Annotated in this window: 11 protein-coding genes; 6 read left to right on the forward strand and 5 right to left on the reverse strand. The window is 64.0% G+C overall.

Annotated features, from left to right (window positions below):
* Nucleotides 1-32 precede the first annotated feature (32 nt).
* On the forward strand, nucleotides 33-3143 hold the full coding sequence (locus QM685_RS13745) for a transglycosylase domain-containing protein (RefSeq protein ID WP_415116730.1): 3111 nt from the start codon (nucleotides 33-35) through the stop codon (nucleotides 3141-3143).
* A gap of 42 nt (nucleotides 3144-3185) precedes the next feature.
* On the opposite strand, the gene QM685_RS13750 is transcribed toward QM685_RS13745, so the two are convergent.
* The 5 genes from QM685_RS13750 to QM685_RS13770 form a co-directional block, all read right to left on the reverse strand.
* Nucleotides 3186-4436 (reverse strand): ROK family transcriptional regulator, encoded by a 1251-nt coding sequence (locus tag QM685_RS13750; RefSeq protein ID WP_415116732.1) that lies wholly within the window; start codon nucleotides 4434-4436, stop codon nucleotides 3186-3188.
* Between the two features lie 65 nt (nucleotides 4437-4501).
* Nucleotides 4502-5299, reverse strand: coding sequence for an ATP-binding cassette domain-containing protein (locus tag QM685_RS13755; protein WP_415116734.1), 798 nt, complete (start codon nucleotides 5297-5299; stop codon nucleotides 4502-4504).
* Between the two features lie 20 nt (nucleotides 5300-5319).
* Entirely contained in the window at nucleotides 5320-6309 is a 990-nt protein-coding gene (locus QM685_RS13760; RefSeq protein ID WP_415116736.1) for an ABC transporter permease, read from the reverse strand.
* A 115-nt stretch (nucleotides 6310-6424) separates the two neighbouring features.
* Nucleotides 6425-7429, reverse strand: coding sequence for a sugar ABC transporter substrate-binding protein (locus QM685_RS13765; RefSeq protein ID WP_415116738.1), 1005 nt, complete (start codon nucleotides 7427-7429; stop codon nucleotides 6425-6427).
* Nucleotides 7430-7797: 368 nt separating this feature from the next.
* Entirely contained in the window at nucleotides 7798-8826 is a 1029-nt protein-coding gene (locus tag QM685_RS13770; RefSeq protein WP_415116740.1) for a LacI family DNA-binding transcriptional regulator, read from the reverse strand.
* Between the two features lie 194 nt (nucleotides 8827-9020).
* On the opposite strand from QM685_RS13770, the gene QM685_RS13775 reads away from it, so the two are divergent.
* From QM685_RS13775 to QM685_RS13795, 5 genes are all read left to right on the forward strand, one after another.
* A complete protein-coding gene (locus QM685_RS13775) occupies nucleotides 9021-10187 on the forward strand; it encodes an ABC transporter ATP-binding protein (RefSeq protein WP_415116742.1) in 1167 nt (388 codons plus the stop codon).
* A gap of 20 nt (nucleotides 10188-10207) precedes the next feature.
* A complete protein-coding gene (locus QM685_RS13780) occupies nucleotides 10208-12217 on the forward strand; it encodes a beta-galactosidase (RefSeq protein ID WP_415116744.1) in 2010 nt (669 codons plus the stop codon).
* 54 nt (nucleotides 12218-12271) lie between these two features.
* Complete coding sequence (locus tag QM685_RS13785) at nucleotides 12272-13525, forward strand: ABC transporter substrate-binding protein (RefSeq protein WP_415116746.1); 1254 nt, start codon at nucleotides 12272-12274, stop codon at nucleotides 13523-13525.
* A 72-nt stretch (nucleotides 13526-13597) separates the two neighbouring features.
* Nucleotides 13598-14569, forward strand: coding sequence for a carbohydrate ABC transporter permease (locus QM685_RS13790; RefSeq protein ID WP_415116748.1), 972 nt, complete (start codon nucleotides 13598-13600; stop codon nucleotides 14567-14569).
* A 10-nt stretch (nucleotides 14570-14579) separates the two neighbouring features.
* Nucleotides 14580-15431 carry a carbohydrate ABC transporter permease gene (locus QM685_RS13795; RefSeq protein WP_415116750.1) on the forward strand — a complete coding sequence of 284 codons (852 nt, stop codon included), beginning with the start codon at nucleotides 14580-14582 and terminating at the stop codon, nucleotides 15429-15431.
* Nucleotides 15432-15529: the final 98 nt, after the last annotated feature.

Below are 15529 nucleotides of genomic sequence, written 5' to 3' on the forward strand. Positions count from 1 at the left end.
CGCAACCTGGCGATCGCTCGGGGAGAGCAGTCATGAATCGGCCACCGCTTCGGTTTCCGTTTCGCGCGACCGGCACTGTACCGGTACGGAGTTGGCGTTGGCTCAAATGGGGGCTCGCGGCGGCGCTCCTCATTGCGATAGCGCTCATTGCGCGCCTCGCGCAGATCGAGATCGAAACCTCGCGGCTGCAGGCGCGCTACCTTTCCGAACTGACCCGCGACGTGGCTTTTTCCGTCGACGAAGGTCCCAGCCATTCGATCCGTTTCCCGCCAGCCGACAAAGGCCCGTACGACATGCGCCTCGGCTACGCGCTGCTGCCTTCGATCCAGCAGCGCCTTTTGCAACGCGGTTTCGAAATCGGCTCGCAGGCGCGCGATTCCGAGCGGATGTTGTCGCTCGCCGATGACGGTTTTTTTCTCCCCTACGAAGAAAAGGATGCCGCCGGTCTGCAACTGTTCGACGGCACCGGCGCGCCGCTTTTCAGCGCGCGTTTTCCGGGCCGCGTCTACGACAGCTTCGACGCGATTCCGCCGCTCGTCGTGAATTCGCTGCTGTTTATCGAGGATCGCTATCTGCTCGATCCGAATCAGCCGAACCGCAATCCGGCGATCGACTGGGGGCGCTTCAGCCGCGCGCTGGTGGATCAGGGGGCGCGTCTTTTCAACCATCATCAGCAGACGCCGGGCGGCAGCACGCTCGCGACGCAGATCGAGAAGTTCCGCCACTCGGCCGGCGGCCGCACCGCGACGCCGCCCGAAAAACTGCGGCAAATCGCGTCCGCTTCGGTGCGCGCGTATCTGAACGGCCCGCAGACGTTGCCCGCGCGCCAGCAGATCGTGGTTCATTACCTGAACTCGGTGCCGCTTGCCGCGCAGCCGGGCATCGGCGAAATCAACGGAATCGGCGACGGTCTCGCCGCGTGGTATGGGCGCGATTTCCGCGAGACCAACCGCCTGCTCAAAGCGCCGTCGACCGACGAGAATCTGGCCGCGCAGGGCCTTGCGTTCCGCGAGGTACTGTCATTGATGATCGCGCAGCGCGCGCCGTCGTTTTTCCTGCAGCGCGGTTATCCGGAACTCGAACGGCGGACCGACAGTTACCTGCGACTGCTCGCGAGCGGCGGCGTGATCTCGGCGCAGTTGCGCGATGCGGCGCTGGCCGCGCACGTCGAACTGCATCACGCGTCGGCAGATGCGCCCGACATCGGTTCGTTCGTGTCGCGCAAGGCGGTGACGTCGATGCGCTCGCATCTGCTCGCGGCGCTCGGTGTGCGCAGCTTCTACGAACTCGACCGCCTCGACGTGCAGGCGCAAGGCACGCTGAACAACGCCGTGCAGCAGGCCGTCGCCGAACGGCTCGCCGCCGCCGCGACGCGCGACGGCGCGAAAGCCGCGGGCCTCGTCGGCTTCGAAATGCTGCGCGCTTCCGACGATCCGTCGCATATCGCGTACAGCTTTACGCTGTTCGAGCGGCATGGTGGCGCGAACCTCGTGCGCGTGCAAACCGATAGCGTGAACCAGCCGTTCGACATCAACTCCGGCGCGCGCCTGAACCTCGGCTCGACCGCGAAACTGCGTACCGTGGTCACGTATCTGCAGATCGTCTCCGACCTGCATGCGCGCTACGGGTCCATGAGCAACGCGGAGTTGAAGGCGGTCAATCCCGATCCGGGAGATCGGCTGACGCGCTGGGCAATCGACTATCTGCTGCACACGCGCGACCACTCGTTGCAGCCGATGCTCGACGCGGCCCTCGAACGCAAGTACTCGGCGAGCCCCGGCGAGACGTTCTACACCGGCGGCGGCGCGCAGACCTTCACGAATTTCGATTCCGACGACAACAGCCGCATCCTGACCGTGCATCGCGCGTTCCAGCATTCGGTGAACCTCGTGTTCGTGCGGTTGATGCGCGACATCGTCCACTACGAAATGGTGCAGACCACTGGACCGTCGTCGCAATGGCTCGGCGATCCGGCGATCCGCAAGATGTACCTGACGCGTTTCGCGGATCAGGAAAGCCGCGTGTACATGAAGCGCTTCTACACGAAGTATCACGGCAAGACACCCGATCAGGCGCTCTCGCTGCTGCTGCTCGGAGTGCGCAAATCGCCGCCGAAAGTGGCGACCGTGCTGCGCAGCGTCGCGCCCGACGAATCGGATGCATGGTTCAACAGGATGATGCGCGCGGCGCTGAAGAACACACCGGCGGCTTCGATCCTCGACGACGAAGACCTCGCGAATCTGTACGTGAAGTACGGTATCGACCGTTTCAATCTGAACGACCGCGGCTATATCTCGAGCGTGCATCCGCTCGAGCTGTGGACGCTCAACTATCTGCGCTCGCATCGGGATGCGACGCTCGCGCAGATCGAAAGCGCGAGCCAGGACGTGCGCCTGTCGACTTACTCGTGGCTCTTCAAGACCCGTTACCACGCGACCCAGGATCGCCGCATCAGGCGCATGGTCGAACTGCGCGCCTATGACGCGATCGGCAAGTCGTGGCAGGCGCTCGGCTATCCGTTCGCGAACCTCACGCCGTCGTATGCGGCGGCGATCGGCGCGTCGGGCGACCGGCCCGCGGCGCTCGCGCAACTGATCGGCGTGATCGGGAACGACGGCAACAAGGTGCCGACCGAAACGCTCACGCAAATCGACTTCGCGAAAGACACGCCGTATGAAACGCATTTCCGGCGCGCCGCGGTTGCGCCACAGCAGCAGGTATCGCCGGAGATCGCCAGCGAGGTCCGGATGCTGTTGCGCGACGTCGTGACGGGCGGCACCGCGCGGCGTCTCGCGCAAGGCATGACGTTTCCGAACGGCGAGACGCTCCAGGTCTACGGCAAGACCGGCACCGGCGACCAGCGGTTGAACGTGTACGCGAAGGGCGCGCGGCTCATCGAGTCGCGCAAGGTGAATCGCAGCGCGACCTTCGTGTTCGCGCTCGGCGACCGTTTCTACGGCACGCTGACCGCGTGGGTACACGAGCCGTATGCGGCGCGTTACGACTTCACGAGTGCGTTGGCGGTGCAATTGCTGAAGTCGATGGCGCCGGCGTTGCAGCCGTTGCTCGATGCGCCCGCCGATAAAACCGCGCCGGTGCAGGCGGAATCGAAGCCGGCTGTGACGAAGGTTGCCGCGCGGTAAACGACGCCGAGACCGGGGCGTGCGACGGAAAGACGCTCGCGCTCACCGTTTCTCATAACCCGCATCGGACGCCGCCGGCTTCAGAAACAGCTCATGCACCGGCGCGAAATGCGCATAGAGCGGCAGAATCGCGCCGCCCATCGCGCGTGCATCGGCGCCGATCGCGCCTTCGAGCAATTGCGGGCGCACCATTCCTTCCCATTCGAAACGATCGAGCACGCGTTCGGTGCGGCGAATGATTTCGCGCAGCAATTGCCGGTCGAGTTCGCCGTCGATCACGACCGCGTCGAGATCGAGCAATGCAGCCGCATTGGTCAGCGCGTTCGCGATCGCCGGGCACGCGCTGTCGAGCCATTGCCCGGTGTATCGCCATAGTTCGGGCGACAGCGCGCGATGATCGTGCGCGGCGGCGGCCGGCGCCCCGGCGTCGCTGAACAGCTTCTCGAGCACGAAGCCCGACGCCGCATGCAGCAATTGCCGCGCGGGCTTGCGCGCGCTGCCCTCGCGCAGCGGAATCGAGCCGACCGCGCCCGCGTTGTCGTGCGGGCCGCCATGCAGACGCCCGTCGATCACGAGACCGCCGCCGATAAACGTGCCGACGAACAGATACAGGAAGTTGTGAATGCCGCGCCCCTGGCCCATCACGAGTTCGGCGGCGCAGGCGGCCGTGGTGTCTTTCGCGAACTCGACGGGCAGGCCCGTCATCGTCGCGATGCGCGCGCGCAGATCGATGTCGTGCCATGCGTCGAGCGCGTCGGGCGGCGCGCCGAGAAAATCGCGCCAGCCGCCGAGCCATAGCGGTGCCGCGACGCCCACGCCGACCACCTTGGCCGCCTTCGCGCCGAGCGTCCGGTGCACGCGCGCGAGCCTGCTTTCGAGCGCGGGAAACAGCGCGCGCGGATCGGGATACGCATACTCGAACACGTCACGGCTCACGACGTGGCCGGCGAAATCCATCGCGAGCACGTCGAGGCTGCGGCGCCCCACCTTGATGCCGATCGTGTACGCGCCGTCCGCGCGCAACGCGATCGGCACCGACGGCTGACCGATCCGGCCGCGCACGCGCGCCTGCTTTTCGAGCAGACCGTCGTCGATCAGGCGGTCGACGATCATCGATACCGTCTGCATCGAAAGACGCGTGAGGCGGCCGACGTCGGCTTTCGGCAGCGGTCCGTGCAGACGGATCGTTTGCAGCACGATGCGCTCGTTGAACTGCCGCATGCCGACCTGATTCGAGCCGACCGTGCGCTTGGCGGGCGAGCGGGCTTTGGCACCGGTGCTGGTGGTATCCATCGTCGTGTGGGCGCTCAGCGGCGCATGGCTCATTGGCTCAGTGGCTCAGTGGCTCGGCGGGCGCGTCACGCGATGGCCTTGACGTCGGCTTCTTTCGCGCCGGTCATGATCGCGACCGCCTCCGACATATGCACGTCCTTCGTATTGACGAGCGCCGCGCGCCGGCCGAGCCGCTGGATATGAATGCGGTCCGCGACCTCGAACACGTGCGGCATGTTGTGGCTGATCAGGATCACCGGCAGACCGCGCTCGCGGACGCGCCGGATCAGCTCGAGCACCATGTTGCCTTCCTTCACGCCGAGCGCGGCAGTCGGTTCGTCGAGAATCACGACGTGCCGCGCAAACGCCGCGCTGCGCGCCACCGCGACGCCCTGGCGCTGGCCGCCGGACAAGGTTTCGACCGCCTGGCGCATCGAACGGATGCCGATCTGCAGGTCCTTCATATGCGAGGTTGCTTCCTCGAGCATGCGGCGCTTGTCGATCATCTTGAAGAGCGACCCGCGCCAGCCCGGCTTCAGCAATTCGCGCGCGAGAAACAGGTTCTCGGCGATGCTCATCGCCGGCGCGACCGCGAGTTCCTGGTACACGGTTTCGATGCCTTGCGCGCGCGCATCGAGCGGACTGCGGAATCTGACCGGCTTGCCGTCGAGCAGAATCTCGCCTTCATCGGGCACCGTCGCGCCCGAGAGCGCCTTGATCAGCGACGATTTGCCCGCGCCGTTGTCGCCGATCACCGCGAGAATTTCGCCAGGCAGCACTTCGAAATCGCAACCGTCGAGCGCGGTCACGTTGCCATAACGTTTGACGAGTCCGCGCGCCTGCAGAACCGGCATCGTGGATGGAGTGGAAGTTGGTGTCGACATGTCAGGGCTCCTGTGAGTGCTCAACGGCTGCGGTGCGAGAGTTTGTCGGCGGCGACCGCGAGAATCACCAGCATGCCGGTGATCAGTACCTGATACACCGACGACACGCCGATCAGCGTCAGGCCATTGCGGAACACGCCGACGATCAGCGCGCCGAGCAGCGTGCCGACGATCGAGCCGCGGCCGCCGAACAGACTCGTACCGCCGAGCACGACCGCGGTGATGCTGTCGAGGTTTTCGGTTTGCCCCGCCTGCGGATCGCCGACGCCGGTGCGCGACACCGACAGCAGCGCGGCAATGCCGTAGATCGCGCCGGCGAGCGTGTACACGGTCAGCAGGATCTTCTGCGACGACAGGCCCATCAGCCGCGCGGCCTCGGCGTTATTGCCGAGCGCATACAGATGCCGGCCCGGCACCGTGTCGCGCAGCACGAACCAGGTGGCCAGATACATCAGCAGCGTGAGCACGGTGCCGTACGTGACCTCGGCGGGCCCGAGCCTGAACGTGTTGCCGAAGAACATGATCGCGTCGGGCAGGTTCGACACGCTTTCCGCGTTCGAATAGATCTGCGTGAGCGCGAATGCGATGTTCAGCGTGCCGAGCGTGACGATGAACGCGGGCAGCTTGATGCGCGTAATCAGCAGGCCGTTCAATACGCCGAACAACGTGCTCGCGCCGATGCCGCACAGAATCGCGAGAATCGGCGGCACGCCGAGCGCGACCGCGAACTTGGTCATGATGATCGAGCCGAACGCCATCACCATGCCGCACGACAGATCGATGCCGCCCGTCAGCACGATCAGCGTCTGGCCGATCGCGATGACCGCGACGACCATCGTCTGCTGCAGGATCAGCGACAGATTCTGGAATGACAGAAAACGGCTGCTCTGCGAGATGAAGAATGCGCAGGCCAATACCAGCGCGATGAGCGGTCCGGCTTCGGCAAGCGACGGCAGGTGCTCGGTGAAAGACGAACGCGGGCGGCCGGCGGGCGCGGAAGGAGTCGACATGATGGCAGTCCTCGATACATGAGCGTGACCATCAGGGTGAGCGCGAAGGTCACGAGAAGGTCACGCGGCAGATCCGGTGGCGGCCCGGCAATGCGGGCCGCGCTTGCAGTGTGCGTTACTTGTTGCCCCAGCAGTTGTCGAGGCCGAACTTCGTGTCCTTGCTGTCGATGCCGGACATCGGCTTGTCGGTAATCAGCGTGACGCCGGTGTCCTGATAGCCGGACACTTTCTTGCCGGTCTTCGCGTAGTTGACGCCGGCGTTGACGCCGAGCGCGGCCATCTTCAGCGGATACTGCTGCGAGGTCGCGGCGATCGCGCCGGCCTTCACATTGCGCACGCCTTCGCAGCCGCCGTCGATCGACACGATCATCACGCTCTTGTCCTTGCCCGCCGCCTTGAGCGCGCGATACGCACCCGCCGCGGCCGGTTCGTTGATGGTGTACACGACGTTGATGTCCGGCGCTTTCTGCAGGCAGTTTTCCATCGCCGTCTGGCCCTTCGCCTGATCGCCGCGCGTGTCCTGGCTGCAAACGATCGACGGGTCGCCTTCCTTCACGCCGAAGCCCTGGAGAAAGCCGTTGTGGCGCAGCACGCCGACCGACACGCCGGGCGCGAGATCGAGCGTCGCGATCTTCGCGGGCTTGCCGTTCAACGCGGCCTTCGCGTATTGACCGATCAGCACGCCGGCCTTGAAGTTGTCGGTGGCGAAGAGGGCGTCGGTGGCGTCCTGCGGCTCGGTCGGCGTGTCGAGCGCGACGACCATCACGCCGGCCGCGCGCGCCTTTTTGATGCTCGGCACGATCGCCTTGGTGTCGCTCGGCGTGATCAGAATCGCTTTCGCGCCGGCCGTCATCATGTTTTCGATCGCGGTGACCTGGCTTGCGTTGTCGCCGTCGAACTTGCCGGCGGCGGTCATCAGCTTCGCGCCGTCTTTCGAGGCCTCGGCTTCGGCGCCCTGGCGCATCTTCACGAAGAACGGGTTCGTGTCGGTTTTCGTGATGAGGCCGACGACAGGCTGATCAGCCGCCTGAGTCGCGCTCGCGCACCATGCCGCGGATGCCGCGACGCACATCGACACGATTTTCCTGGCGACGGGATGCCTGCGGGAATTCAGATTCATGGGACGCTCCTCCTGTTATGGGCAATGACGTGATGAACTGCATGGCAACGGCATGCGCGGACACATGCGAACAAACCTGCTGGTTGGACTGAATCGCGCCACCTAAATCACTTTGGTTGATTTAGTACAGCAGGCGCGCCGGTAATCGTCAAGGAAGCGCGAGGAGCGGAAATTGACGCACACGAACTCGCACGCGGACGGCGAGGCTTGCCACACAAGGCTCGTGCGCTCTGATGCGGTGCAAGGCGATGAAGCCGGACTTCGGGAAAGTCCTGACTCGATTGAAATTGTTTTGAAAGGATAACGAGGCGTTATCGGCGTTGCGTCGGTCTACGCAATGTGCGCGATCAGCGTTTGTTCCGTGAGTTTTATCGCCGCGGAGCGGCGGTCGATGCCCGCACGACCAGGCGGGGCTCGGACGAAATCCGCATAGGCACCTCGCGCGTGCCACGCCCTCCCTGCCCATACGATGATTCGATCAGCTCGCGCAACAGTTCCACCGCGAGTCCGGCGACCTCCACCGTCGGCACGGCCACCGTCGTCAGCGCGGGACGCGACTCGCGCGCGAGCTGAATGTCGGTGATGCCGATCACCGACAGATCGTCCGGCACGCGCAGGCCGAGGTCCGCGGCCGCATGCATGGCACCGAGCGCGGGCAAGTCGTTGGTCGCGAAAATCGCGGTGAGTTGCGGATCGGTTTCGAGCAGCGCGCGCGCCGCGCGGTAGCCGCCGTGAATCGTATCGACCGCATGCCTTACGCGATTCTTCGTTACGCCGCCCGCGCGCAACGCGTCGACGAAACCTGCGTAGCGCGCCGCATGAATGCCCGACGCCTTGCTGCCGACGATCGCACCCATGCGCCGATGCCCAAGCTCGAGCAGGTGCGCGCCAGCCAGTTCGCCGGCGAGACGGAAATCGACCGCGACGCAGGGCAGCCCCGGCGGTTCGTTGGGCCGCTCCCACATGCACAGGACGACCGGTGTGCCGCGCGCTTCGGTCGCGTGTAGGTCGACGAAATCGAGGTTCGCGTTCGTCACCAGCACGCCCTCCGAAAGCGTGCCGGCGATCTGGTCGAGATACGCGCGGCCGGTCAGCGGATCCTCGTTGGTATTGCAGATGATCACGAAATGGCCGCTCGTGCGCGCCGTGCGTTCGACCGCGAGCGCGAACTCCGGATAGAACGGATTGGCGATGCTCGACACCATCAGCGCGAGCGTCGGCGCGCGGCCTTCGGCGAGTGCGCGCGCGGCGAGGTGCGGGCGGTAGCCGAGCGCTTCGACCGCGTCGAGCACGCGCTGCCGCGTGGCCGCGCCGACGCGGCCGCGATTGCGCAGCACGTTGGACACCGTGGCCGGCGTGACGCCGGCATGACGCGCGACTTCGCTGAGTGTGGTCATAATATTGTCAGTATTTGGGATGGCTGCCCGGCATTTGCATCACGGCGCGAGGCGCGGCAACATCTGTCGTCGAACAGGCAGATAGAACGATATCGGAGACAGCCCCAGCGATCGCATGCGATCGATTTTTTCGGGCTCGCTGATTAAGCGCTTAATCTCCGACTTCGGGCTGATTAAATCACGGAGTCGATGCAATGGCGAGCATTTCGTTACGAGGCGTGCAGAAAGCGTATGGCGACGGTGTGCCGGTGATCCGCAACGTCGATCTGGACATCGCGGAGAACGAGTTCTGCGTGTTTCTCGGGCCGTCGGGCTGCGGCAAGTCCACGCTGCTGCGCATGATCGCCGGGCTCGAGGACGTGACGGACGGCGACCTGTCGATCGGCGGGCGCATCGTCAACGACGTGCCCGCCGCGCAGCGCGGCGTGGCGATGGTGTTTCAGAGTTATGCGCTGTTTCCGCACATGACGGTGTTCGAGAACATGGCGTTCGGGCTGAAGCTTGCGAAGACGCCGAAAGACGAAATCGGGCACAAGGTGCGTGAAGCCGCGCGCATCCTGCAACTCGAGGCGCTGCTCGATCGTCGGCCGAAGGCCTTGTCGGGCGGGCAGCGGCAGCGTGTCGCGATCGGCCGCGCAATCGTGCGCGAACCCGGCGTGTTTCTGTTCGACGAACCGCTCTCCAATCTCGATGCGACGTTGCGCGGGCAAACGCGCGTCGAAATCGCGCGTTTGCACAAGCAGTTCGCGAAGGCCAGCGTGGTCTACGTGACGCACGATCAGATCGAAGCGATGACGCTCGCCGACAAGATCGTGCTGCTGCATTCGGGCAAGGACACCGAGAACTACGGAAGCATCGCGCAGATCGGTGCGCCGCTCGAGTTGTATCACCGTCCGAAGAGCCGCTTCGTGGCCGGCTTCATCGGCTCGCCGCGAATGAATTTTCTGCCGGGCCAGGTGGCGTCGATCGACGCACGGGGCGTAGGGGTGACGCTCGATCACACCGGCGAAAACATTCGTGTGCCGGTGAGCGGCGCGGGACTGCAAATGGCGCAGCCCGTCACGCTCGGCGTGCGGCCCGAACATCTCGAGTTCATCGACGCGCCCGCGGTTGCATCCGCGATGCCATCGGCGGATGGCGTGCTCACGCGCAGCGTATCGCTCGTCGAACAACTCGGCGAACACAGCTACGTTCACCTCGATCAACCGGGCGGCGCGGTGCTGATTGCCAAGGCGCCGGGCGAGACGCGCCTCGCGCCCGGCGAGAACGCGAGTTTGTGCGTGCCGCGCACCGCCTGCCATCTGTTTACCGAAGACGGCTTCGCGGCCGCGTCGCTCGAATCCGTCGAACACTACGCCTGAAAAACATTGGGGATATAGGGATGCGTCTAGGAGTCTGTTATTACCCGGAGCACTGGCCGGAATCGATGTGGGAAGACGACGCGCGCCGGATGAAAGCGCTCGGCATCGAGCAGGTGCGGATCGCCGAATTCGCGTGGAGCCGCATGGAGCCGATGCCCGGCGAATACGACTGGGGCTGGCTCGATCGCGCGATCGACGTGCTCGGCGCGGCCGGCTTGCAGGTCGTGATGTGCACGCCGACCGCGACGCCGCCGAAGTGGCTGATCGACCGGCATCCGGACATCCTGCCGGTCGGCGCCGATGGCCGCCCGCGCGCGTTCGGCTCGCGGCGTCATTACGATTTTTCGTCGCCCGCGTATTTCGAAGCGTCGCGGCGTATCTGCACGGCGGTGGCCGAGCGGTACGGCAAGCATCCGGCGGTCGCTTACTGGCAGACCGATAACGAATTCGGTTGCCATCACACGGTGGTCAGCTATTCACCGGCGGCGGTCATGCGCTTTCGCGAATGGCTGAAGGCCCGCTATCGCACGATCGAGGCGTTGAACGAAGCATGGGGTACGGTGTTCTGGAGCATGGAGTACCGCGGTTTCGACGAAATCGACGCGCCCGTCGCGACCGTGACCGAGGCGCATCCGTCGCATCGCCTCGACTACCGGCGTTTCGCGTCCGATGAAGTCGCGCGCTACAACCGCATGCAGGTCGAGATCATTCGCGCGCATTCGCCGGGCCGGCCGGTCGCGCACAACTTCATGCAACTCTTCACCGAGTTCGATCACTACAAGGTGGCGGCCGATCTCGATGTCGCGACATGGGACAGCTATCCGCTCGGCGCGCTCGAAGAGCAATGGTTCGCGCCGGACGTGAAGGCGCGCTGGCTGCGCAGCGGTCATCCGGATTTCGCGTCGTTCAATCACGATGTTTATCGCGGCATGTCGAAGCTGCCGTTCTGGGTGATGGAGCAGCAGCCGGGACCGGTGAACTGGGCGCAATGGAATCCGGCGCCTCTGCCTGGCATGGTGCGGTTGTGGAGTTGGGAAGCGTTCGCACATGGCGCGGGCTGCGTGTCGTATTTCCGCTGGCGTCAGGCGCCGTTCGCGCAGGAACAGATGCATGCCGGCCTCAATACGCCGGATAACCGGCTCGACATCGGTGGCAATGAGGCGTCGCAAGTGGCCGCCGAAATTCGCACGGTGCTTGCCGCGCACGCCGACGCCGATGCGACGATCCGCTCGAAAGTCGCGCTCGTCTACGACTACGAGGCGAAATGGCTGTTCGAGATTCATCCGCAGGGCGCGGACTTTCACTATCCGCGTTTCGCGTTCGAGTACTACTCGGCGTTGCGCGCGCTCGGGCTCGATGTCGATATCGTGCCGGTTGATGCATCGTTCGATGGCTACAGCCTGATCGTCGTGCCGCCGCTGCCGGTCGTGCCCGACGCTCTTGGCGAGCGTCTCGCGCGCTCGGGCGCCCAGGTGGTGCTCGGCCCGCGCACCGGCTCGAAGACACGCGACCTGCGGATTCCGGCGAATCTGCCGCCCGGCGCGTTGACGTCCGTGCTGCCGCTGCGCGTATGGCGTGTCGAATCGATGCGGCCGAACGTAACGGAGTCGGTCGTTCTCGAAGAGACGGGCGCGGCTGGCGGCGTCGCGCGCCATTGGCGCGATTTCATCGACAGCGATGCGTCGTCTTCGCTCGATGTGCGCGCGCGTTTCGCGGACGGTCATCCCGCCTATGTGCGAAGCGGCACGTTCCACTATTTCGCGAGCCTGTTCGACGATGCGCTGACAGTGCGGCTGTTCGCGCGAATCGCGCGGGAAGCCGGCATCGCAACCGCGCAATTGGGCGACAGCGTGCGCATCAGCCGGCGCGGCGCGTTGACCTACGTGTTCAACTACGGCGCCGAAGCCCATACGCTCGACAACGTACCCGACGACGCATTTGTCATCGGTTCGCGCACGGTCGCGCCGCAAGGTGTGGCGATCTACCGGTCGCGACAGCAGGGATCCGGCCACGATCATTCCACGCAGTAGTTCTACACAGAAGCGACAACGACGTAAAACCATGGAATAAAGGAGACAGTCAGAATGAAACTGAAGCCACGCAAGATTCTGCTGGCGCTCGCGCTGGCCGCGGTCGCCGCTGGGACGTCCGTCGTGAGCACGGCACAGGCGAGCACGCTCGCGCTCAATATCGCGTACAAGGGGGCGAGCCAGCGCGCGGTCTGGCAGCAGGTGGTCGACGAGTTCAGGAAAGCGCATCCCGGCGTCGACGTAAAGGTGTCGTTCATCGACGAGGAAGCCTACAAGGTTCAATTGCCGGGCTGGCTTTCGACGGTCGCGCCCGATATCGTCAACTGGCACGACGGCGAGCGCATGGCCTATTACGCGCGGCGTGGTCTCTTCGAGGATCTGAGCGGCGACTGGCAGAAGAACGGCTGGAACGCCATGTATGCGTCGACGAAGGAAGCGTCGTCGTATAAGGGCAAGCAGTACGCGGCGCCGACCGTGTATTACTCGTGGGGAATGTTCTATCGCAAGGACCTGTTCGAGAAGGCCGGTATCAAAGGCGAGCCGAAAACGTGGGATGAATTTCTCGACGCCGCGAAGAAGCTGAAAGCCGCCGGCATCACGCCGATTGCGGTGGCGGGGCGCGATGCATGGACGCTCGCCGGCTGGTTCGATTATCTCGATCTGCGTCTGAACGGCAACGCGTTCCATCAGAAGCTGATGGCCGGCGAGATTCCGTACACCGATCCACGCGTGAAGAAGGTTTATACGACGTGGAAGCAATTGATCGACGACGGCTATTTCATCAATAACTCGCTGTCCTACGACCTCGATGCGGTGCAGCCGTTCCTGTTCCAGGGCAAGGCCGCCATGATGCTGATGGGCACGTTCATTGCCGCCGGTTTCCCGGACAACGTAAAACCGCAAATGGGCTATTTCCAGTTCCCGATCATCGACCCGAAGGTGCCGACCGCCGAGGATGGCCCGGTCGAATCGCTGCATATTCCTTCGAAGGCGAAGAACAAGGCCGATGCGCACACGTTCCTTGCTTTCGTCGAGACGCCTGAAATCGGCGCGCAACTGGCGAAAGGACTCGGCTCGTTGTCGGCGAACAGCAAATCGCCCGAGCCTGAAGATCCGATTTCGAAGATCGGCTTCCAGATCCTGTCGAACACGAAGGGCGGTATTGCGCAGTTCTACGATCGCGATATGACCAAGGAGATGGCCGACGAAGGGATGAAGGGGATGCAGCAGTTCGTCTCCGATCCGTCGAAGCTCGACGACATACTCGCGCAGCTCGAGCAGACGCGTCAGCGCATCTACAAGAAGTAAGCGGCGGCGGCCGCGAGGCCGCTGTCCGTTGCCGCTCGTTGCATAGGATTGGATCGGATCGGGAGATTGATCGTGTCGCATTCCGTGAGCCGTCATAGCGTCGACGGTCCTGTTGAACCCGGTGGGCCGGGCATGCCCGCGCCCGGCGGCGCGGTGCGCTCGCCGGCCACGCCGCGCCGGCGTGGCCCAACGCCGACCGCTCGCCGGCAACGGCGCGCCGCGTTCCTGTTTCTCGCGCCGGCCTGCATCATGGTGGCCGTGTACGTGGTGTGGCCGATCCTCTCGACGATCCGCCTGAGCTTTTTCAACTGGGACGGCATGACCGAGCCGACGTTTATCGGTCTCGCGAATTACATCGAGCTGTTTCATACGCCGACTTTCTACACGGCGTTGAAGAACAACCTGATCTGGCTCGTGCTGTTCCTGCTCGCTCCGCCGATGGGGCTTGCCGTCGCGTTGTATCTGAATCAGGCGGTGGCGGGGATTCGCATCGTCAAATCGCTGTTTTTCGCGCCGTTCGTGTTGTCGGGCGTCGTGGTCGGTCTGATCTTCTCGTGGTTCTACGATCCGACCTTCGGCCTGCTCGCGATGATTCTCGGTCATGGCGTGCCGGTGCTCGGCGATCCGCACTATGCGACGTTCGGCATCGTATTCGCGGCGCTGTGGCCGCAAACGGCATATTGCATGATTCTTTACCTGACCGGCTTGACCACGTTGAACGCCGAGCAGATCGAGGCCGCGCGCATGGAAGGCGCGCACGGCTGGTCGATGCTGTGGCACGTGATCCTGCCGCAACTGCGGCCCACCACGTTCATGGCGATCGTAGTCACGATCATCGGCGCGCTGCGCAGCTTCGATCTGATTTCGGTGATGACGGGCGGCGGTCCGTTCGAAAGCTCGACCGTGCTCGCGTATTTCATGTACGACCAGGCGATCAAGTACTACCGCATCGGGTATTCGGCCGCGATAGCGGTGGTGCTGTTCGGCATCATGCTCGTGTACATCGTCTATCACTTGCGGCGGATGCTGCGCGCCGAGCAATAAGGAGCCGCTGATGTTTCCGATTTCCATCGACAAATGGAAGCCCGCCACGCGCCGCGTGTACAAACTGACGTTGCCGATTGCGCTCCTGATCTGGCTGCTGCCGATGATCGCGGTGCTCGTCACGTCGGTGCGTTCGACCGAAGAACTGAGCGAGGGCAACTATTGGGGATGGCCGAAGCACTTCGCGATGTTCGATAACTATCGCGAGGCGCTGACCACGTCGCCGATGCTGCATTACTTCTGGAATAGCGTGCTGATCACGCTGCCTTCGGTGGTGGGCTCGATCGCACTCGCCGCAATGGCCGGCTTTGCATTGGCGATCTATCGCTTTCGCGGCAATTCGACGTTGTTCGCGACGTTCGTCGCGGGCAATTTCGTGCCGATCCAGGTGTTGATGATTCCGGTGCGCGATCTGTCGCTGCAGTTGGGTCTGTTCAATACGGTCAGCGCGCTGATTCTGTTTCATGTGTCGTTTCAGACCGGTTTTTGCGCGCTGTTTCTGCGCAACTTCATCAAGCAGTTGCCGTTCGAGCTGGTCGAGGCGGCACGCATCGAAGGGGCGAACGAGTGGACCGTGTTCTTCAGGATCGTGCTGCCGCTGATTCGCCCCGCGCTCGCCGCGTTGGCGATTCTCGTGTTTACGTTTGTGTGGAACGACTATTTCTGGGCGCTGTGTCTGACGCAAGGCGACGATGCCGCGCCGATTACCGTTGGCGTTGCCGCGTTGAAGGGGCAGTGGACGACCGCGTGGAATCTCGTTTCGGCGGGATCGATTCTGGCGGCGCTGCCGTCGGTCATGATGTTCTTTGCGATGCAGAAGCATTTCGTCGCGGGTTTGACGTTCGGGGCAACGAAAGGGTAAATGCGTTTGCTTTTTGCGCGTTGCGATGCCGCGTAGAGAAGTCGCGACTCCGCAAATGAAAGCGGCCTTCCCGCGAACGGGAAGGCCGTGCATTGCTG

The sequence above is a fragment of the Paraburkholderia sp. genome (assembly GCF_047605525.1).
In the GTDB taxonomy this organism is placed as follows: Bacteria; Pseudomonadota; Gammaproteobacteria; order Burkholderiales; family Burkholderiaceae; genus Paraburkholderia.

Bases quoted from the DNA above. Each gene is read 5' to 3' on its own strand.
- QM685_RS13745 (WP_415116730.1), top strand. From the start codon at position 33: ATGAATCGGCCACCGCTTCGGTTTCCGTTTCGCGCGACCGGCACTGTA.
- QM685_RS13750 (WP_415116732.1), bottom strand. From the start codon at position 4,436: ATGGATACCACCAGCACCGGTGCCAAAGCCCGCTCGCCCGCCAAGCGC.
- QM685_RS13755 (WP_415116734.1), bottom strand. From the start codon at position 5,299: ATGTCGACACCAACTTCCACTCCATCCACGATGCCGGTTCTGCAGGCG.
- QM685_RS13760 (WP_415116736.1), bottom strand. From the start codon at position 6,309: ATGTCGACTCCTTCCGCGCCCGCCGGCCGCCCGCGTTCGTCTTTCACC.
- QM685_RS13765 (WP_415116738.1), bottom strand. From the start codon at position 7,429: ATGAATCTGAATTCCCGCAGGCATCCCGTCGCCAGGAAAATCGTGTCG.
- QM685_RS13770 (WP_415116740.1), bottom strand. From the start codon at position 8,826: ATGACCACACTCAGCGAAGTCGCGCGTCATGCCGGCGTCACGCCGGCC.
- QM685_RS13775 (WP_415116742.1), top strand. From the start codon at position 9,021: ATGGCGAGCATTTCGTTACGAGGCGTGCAGAAAGCGTATGGCGACGGT.
- QM685_RS13780 (WP_415116744.1), top strand. From the start codon at position 10,208: ATGCGTCTAGGAGTCTGTTATTACCCGGAGCACTGGCCGGAATCGATG.
- QM685_RS13785 (WP_415116746.1), top strand. From the start codon at position 12,272: ATGAAACTGAAGCCACGCAAGATTCTGCTGGCGCTCGCGCTGGCCGCG.
- QM685_RS13795 (WP_415116750.1), top strand. From the start codon at position 14,580: ATGTTTCCGATTTCCATCGACAAATGGAAGCCCGCCACGCGCCGCGTG.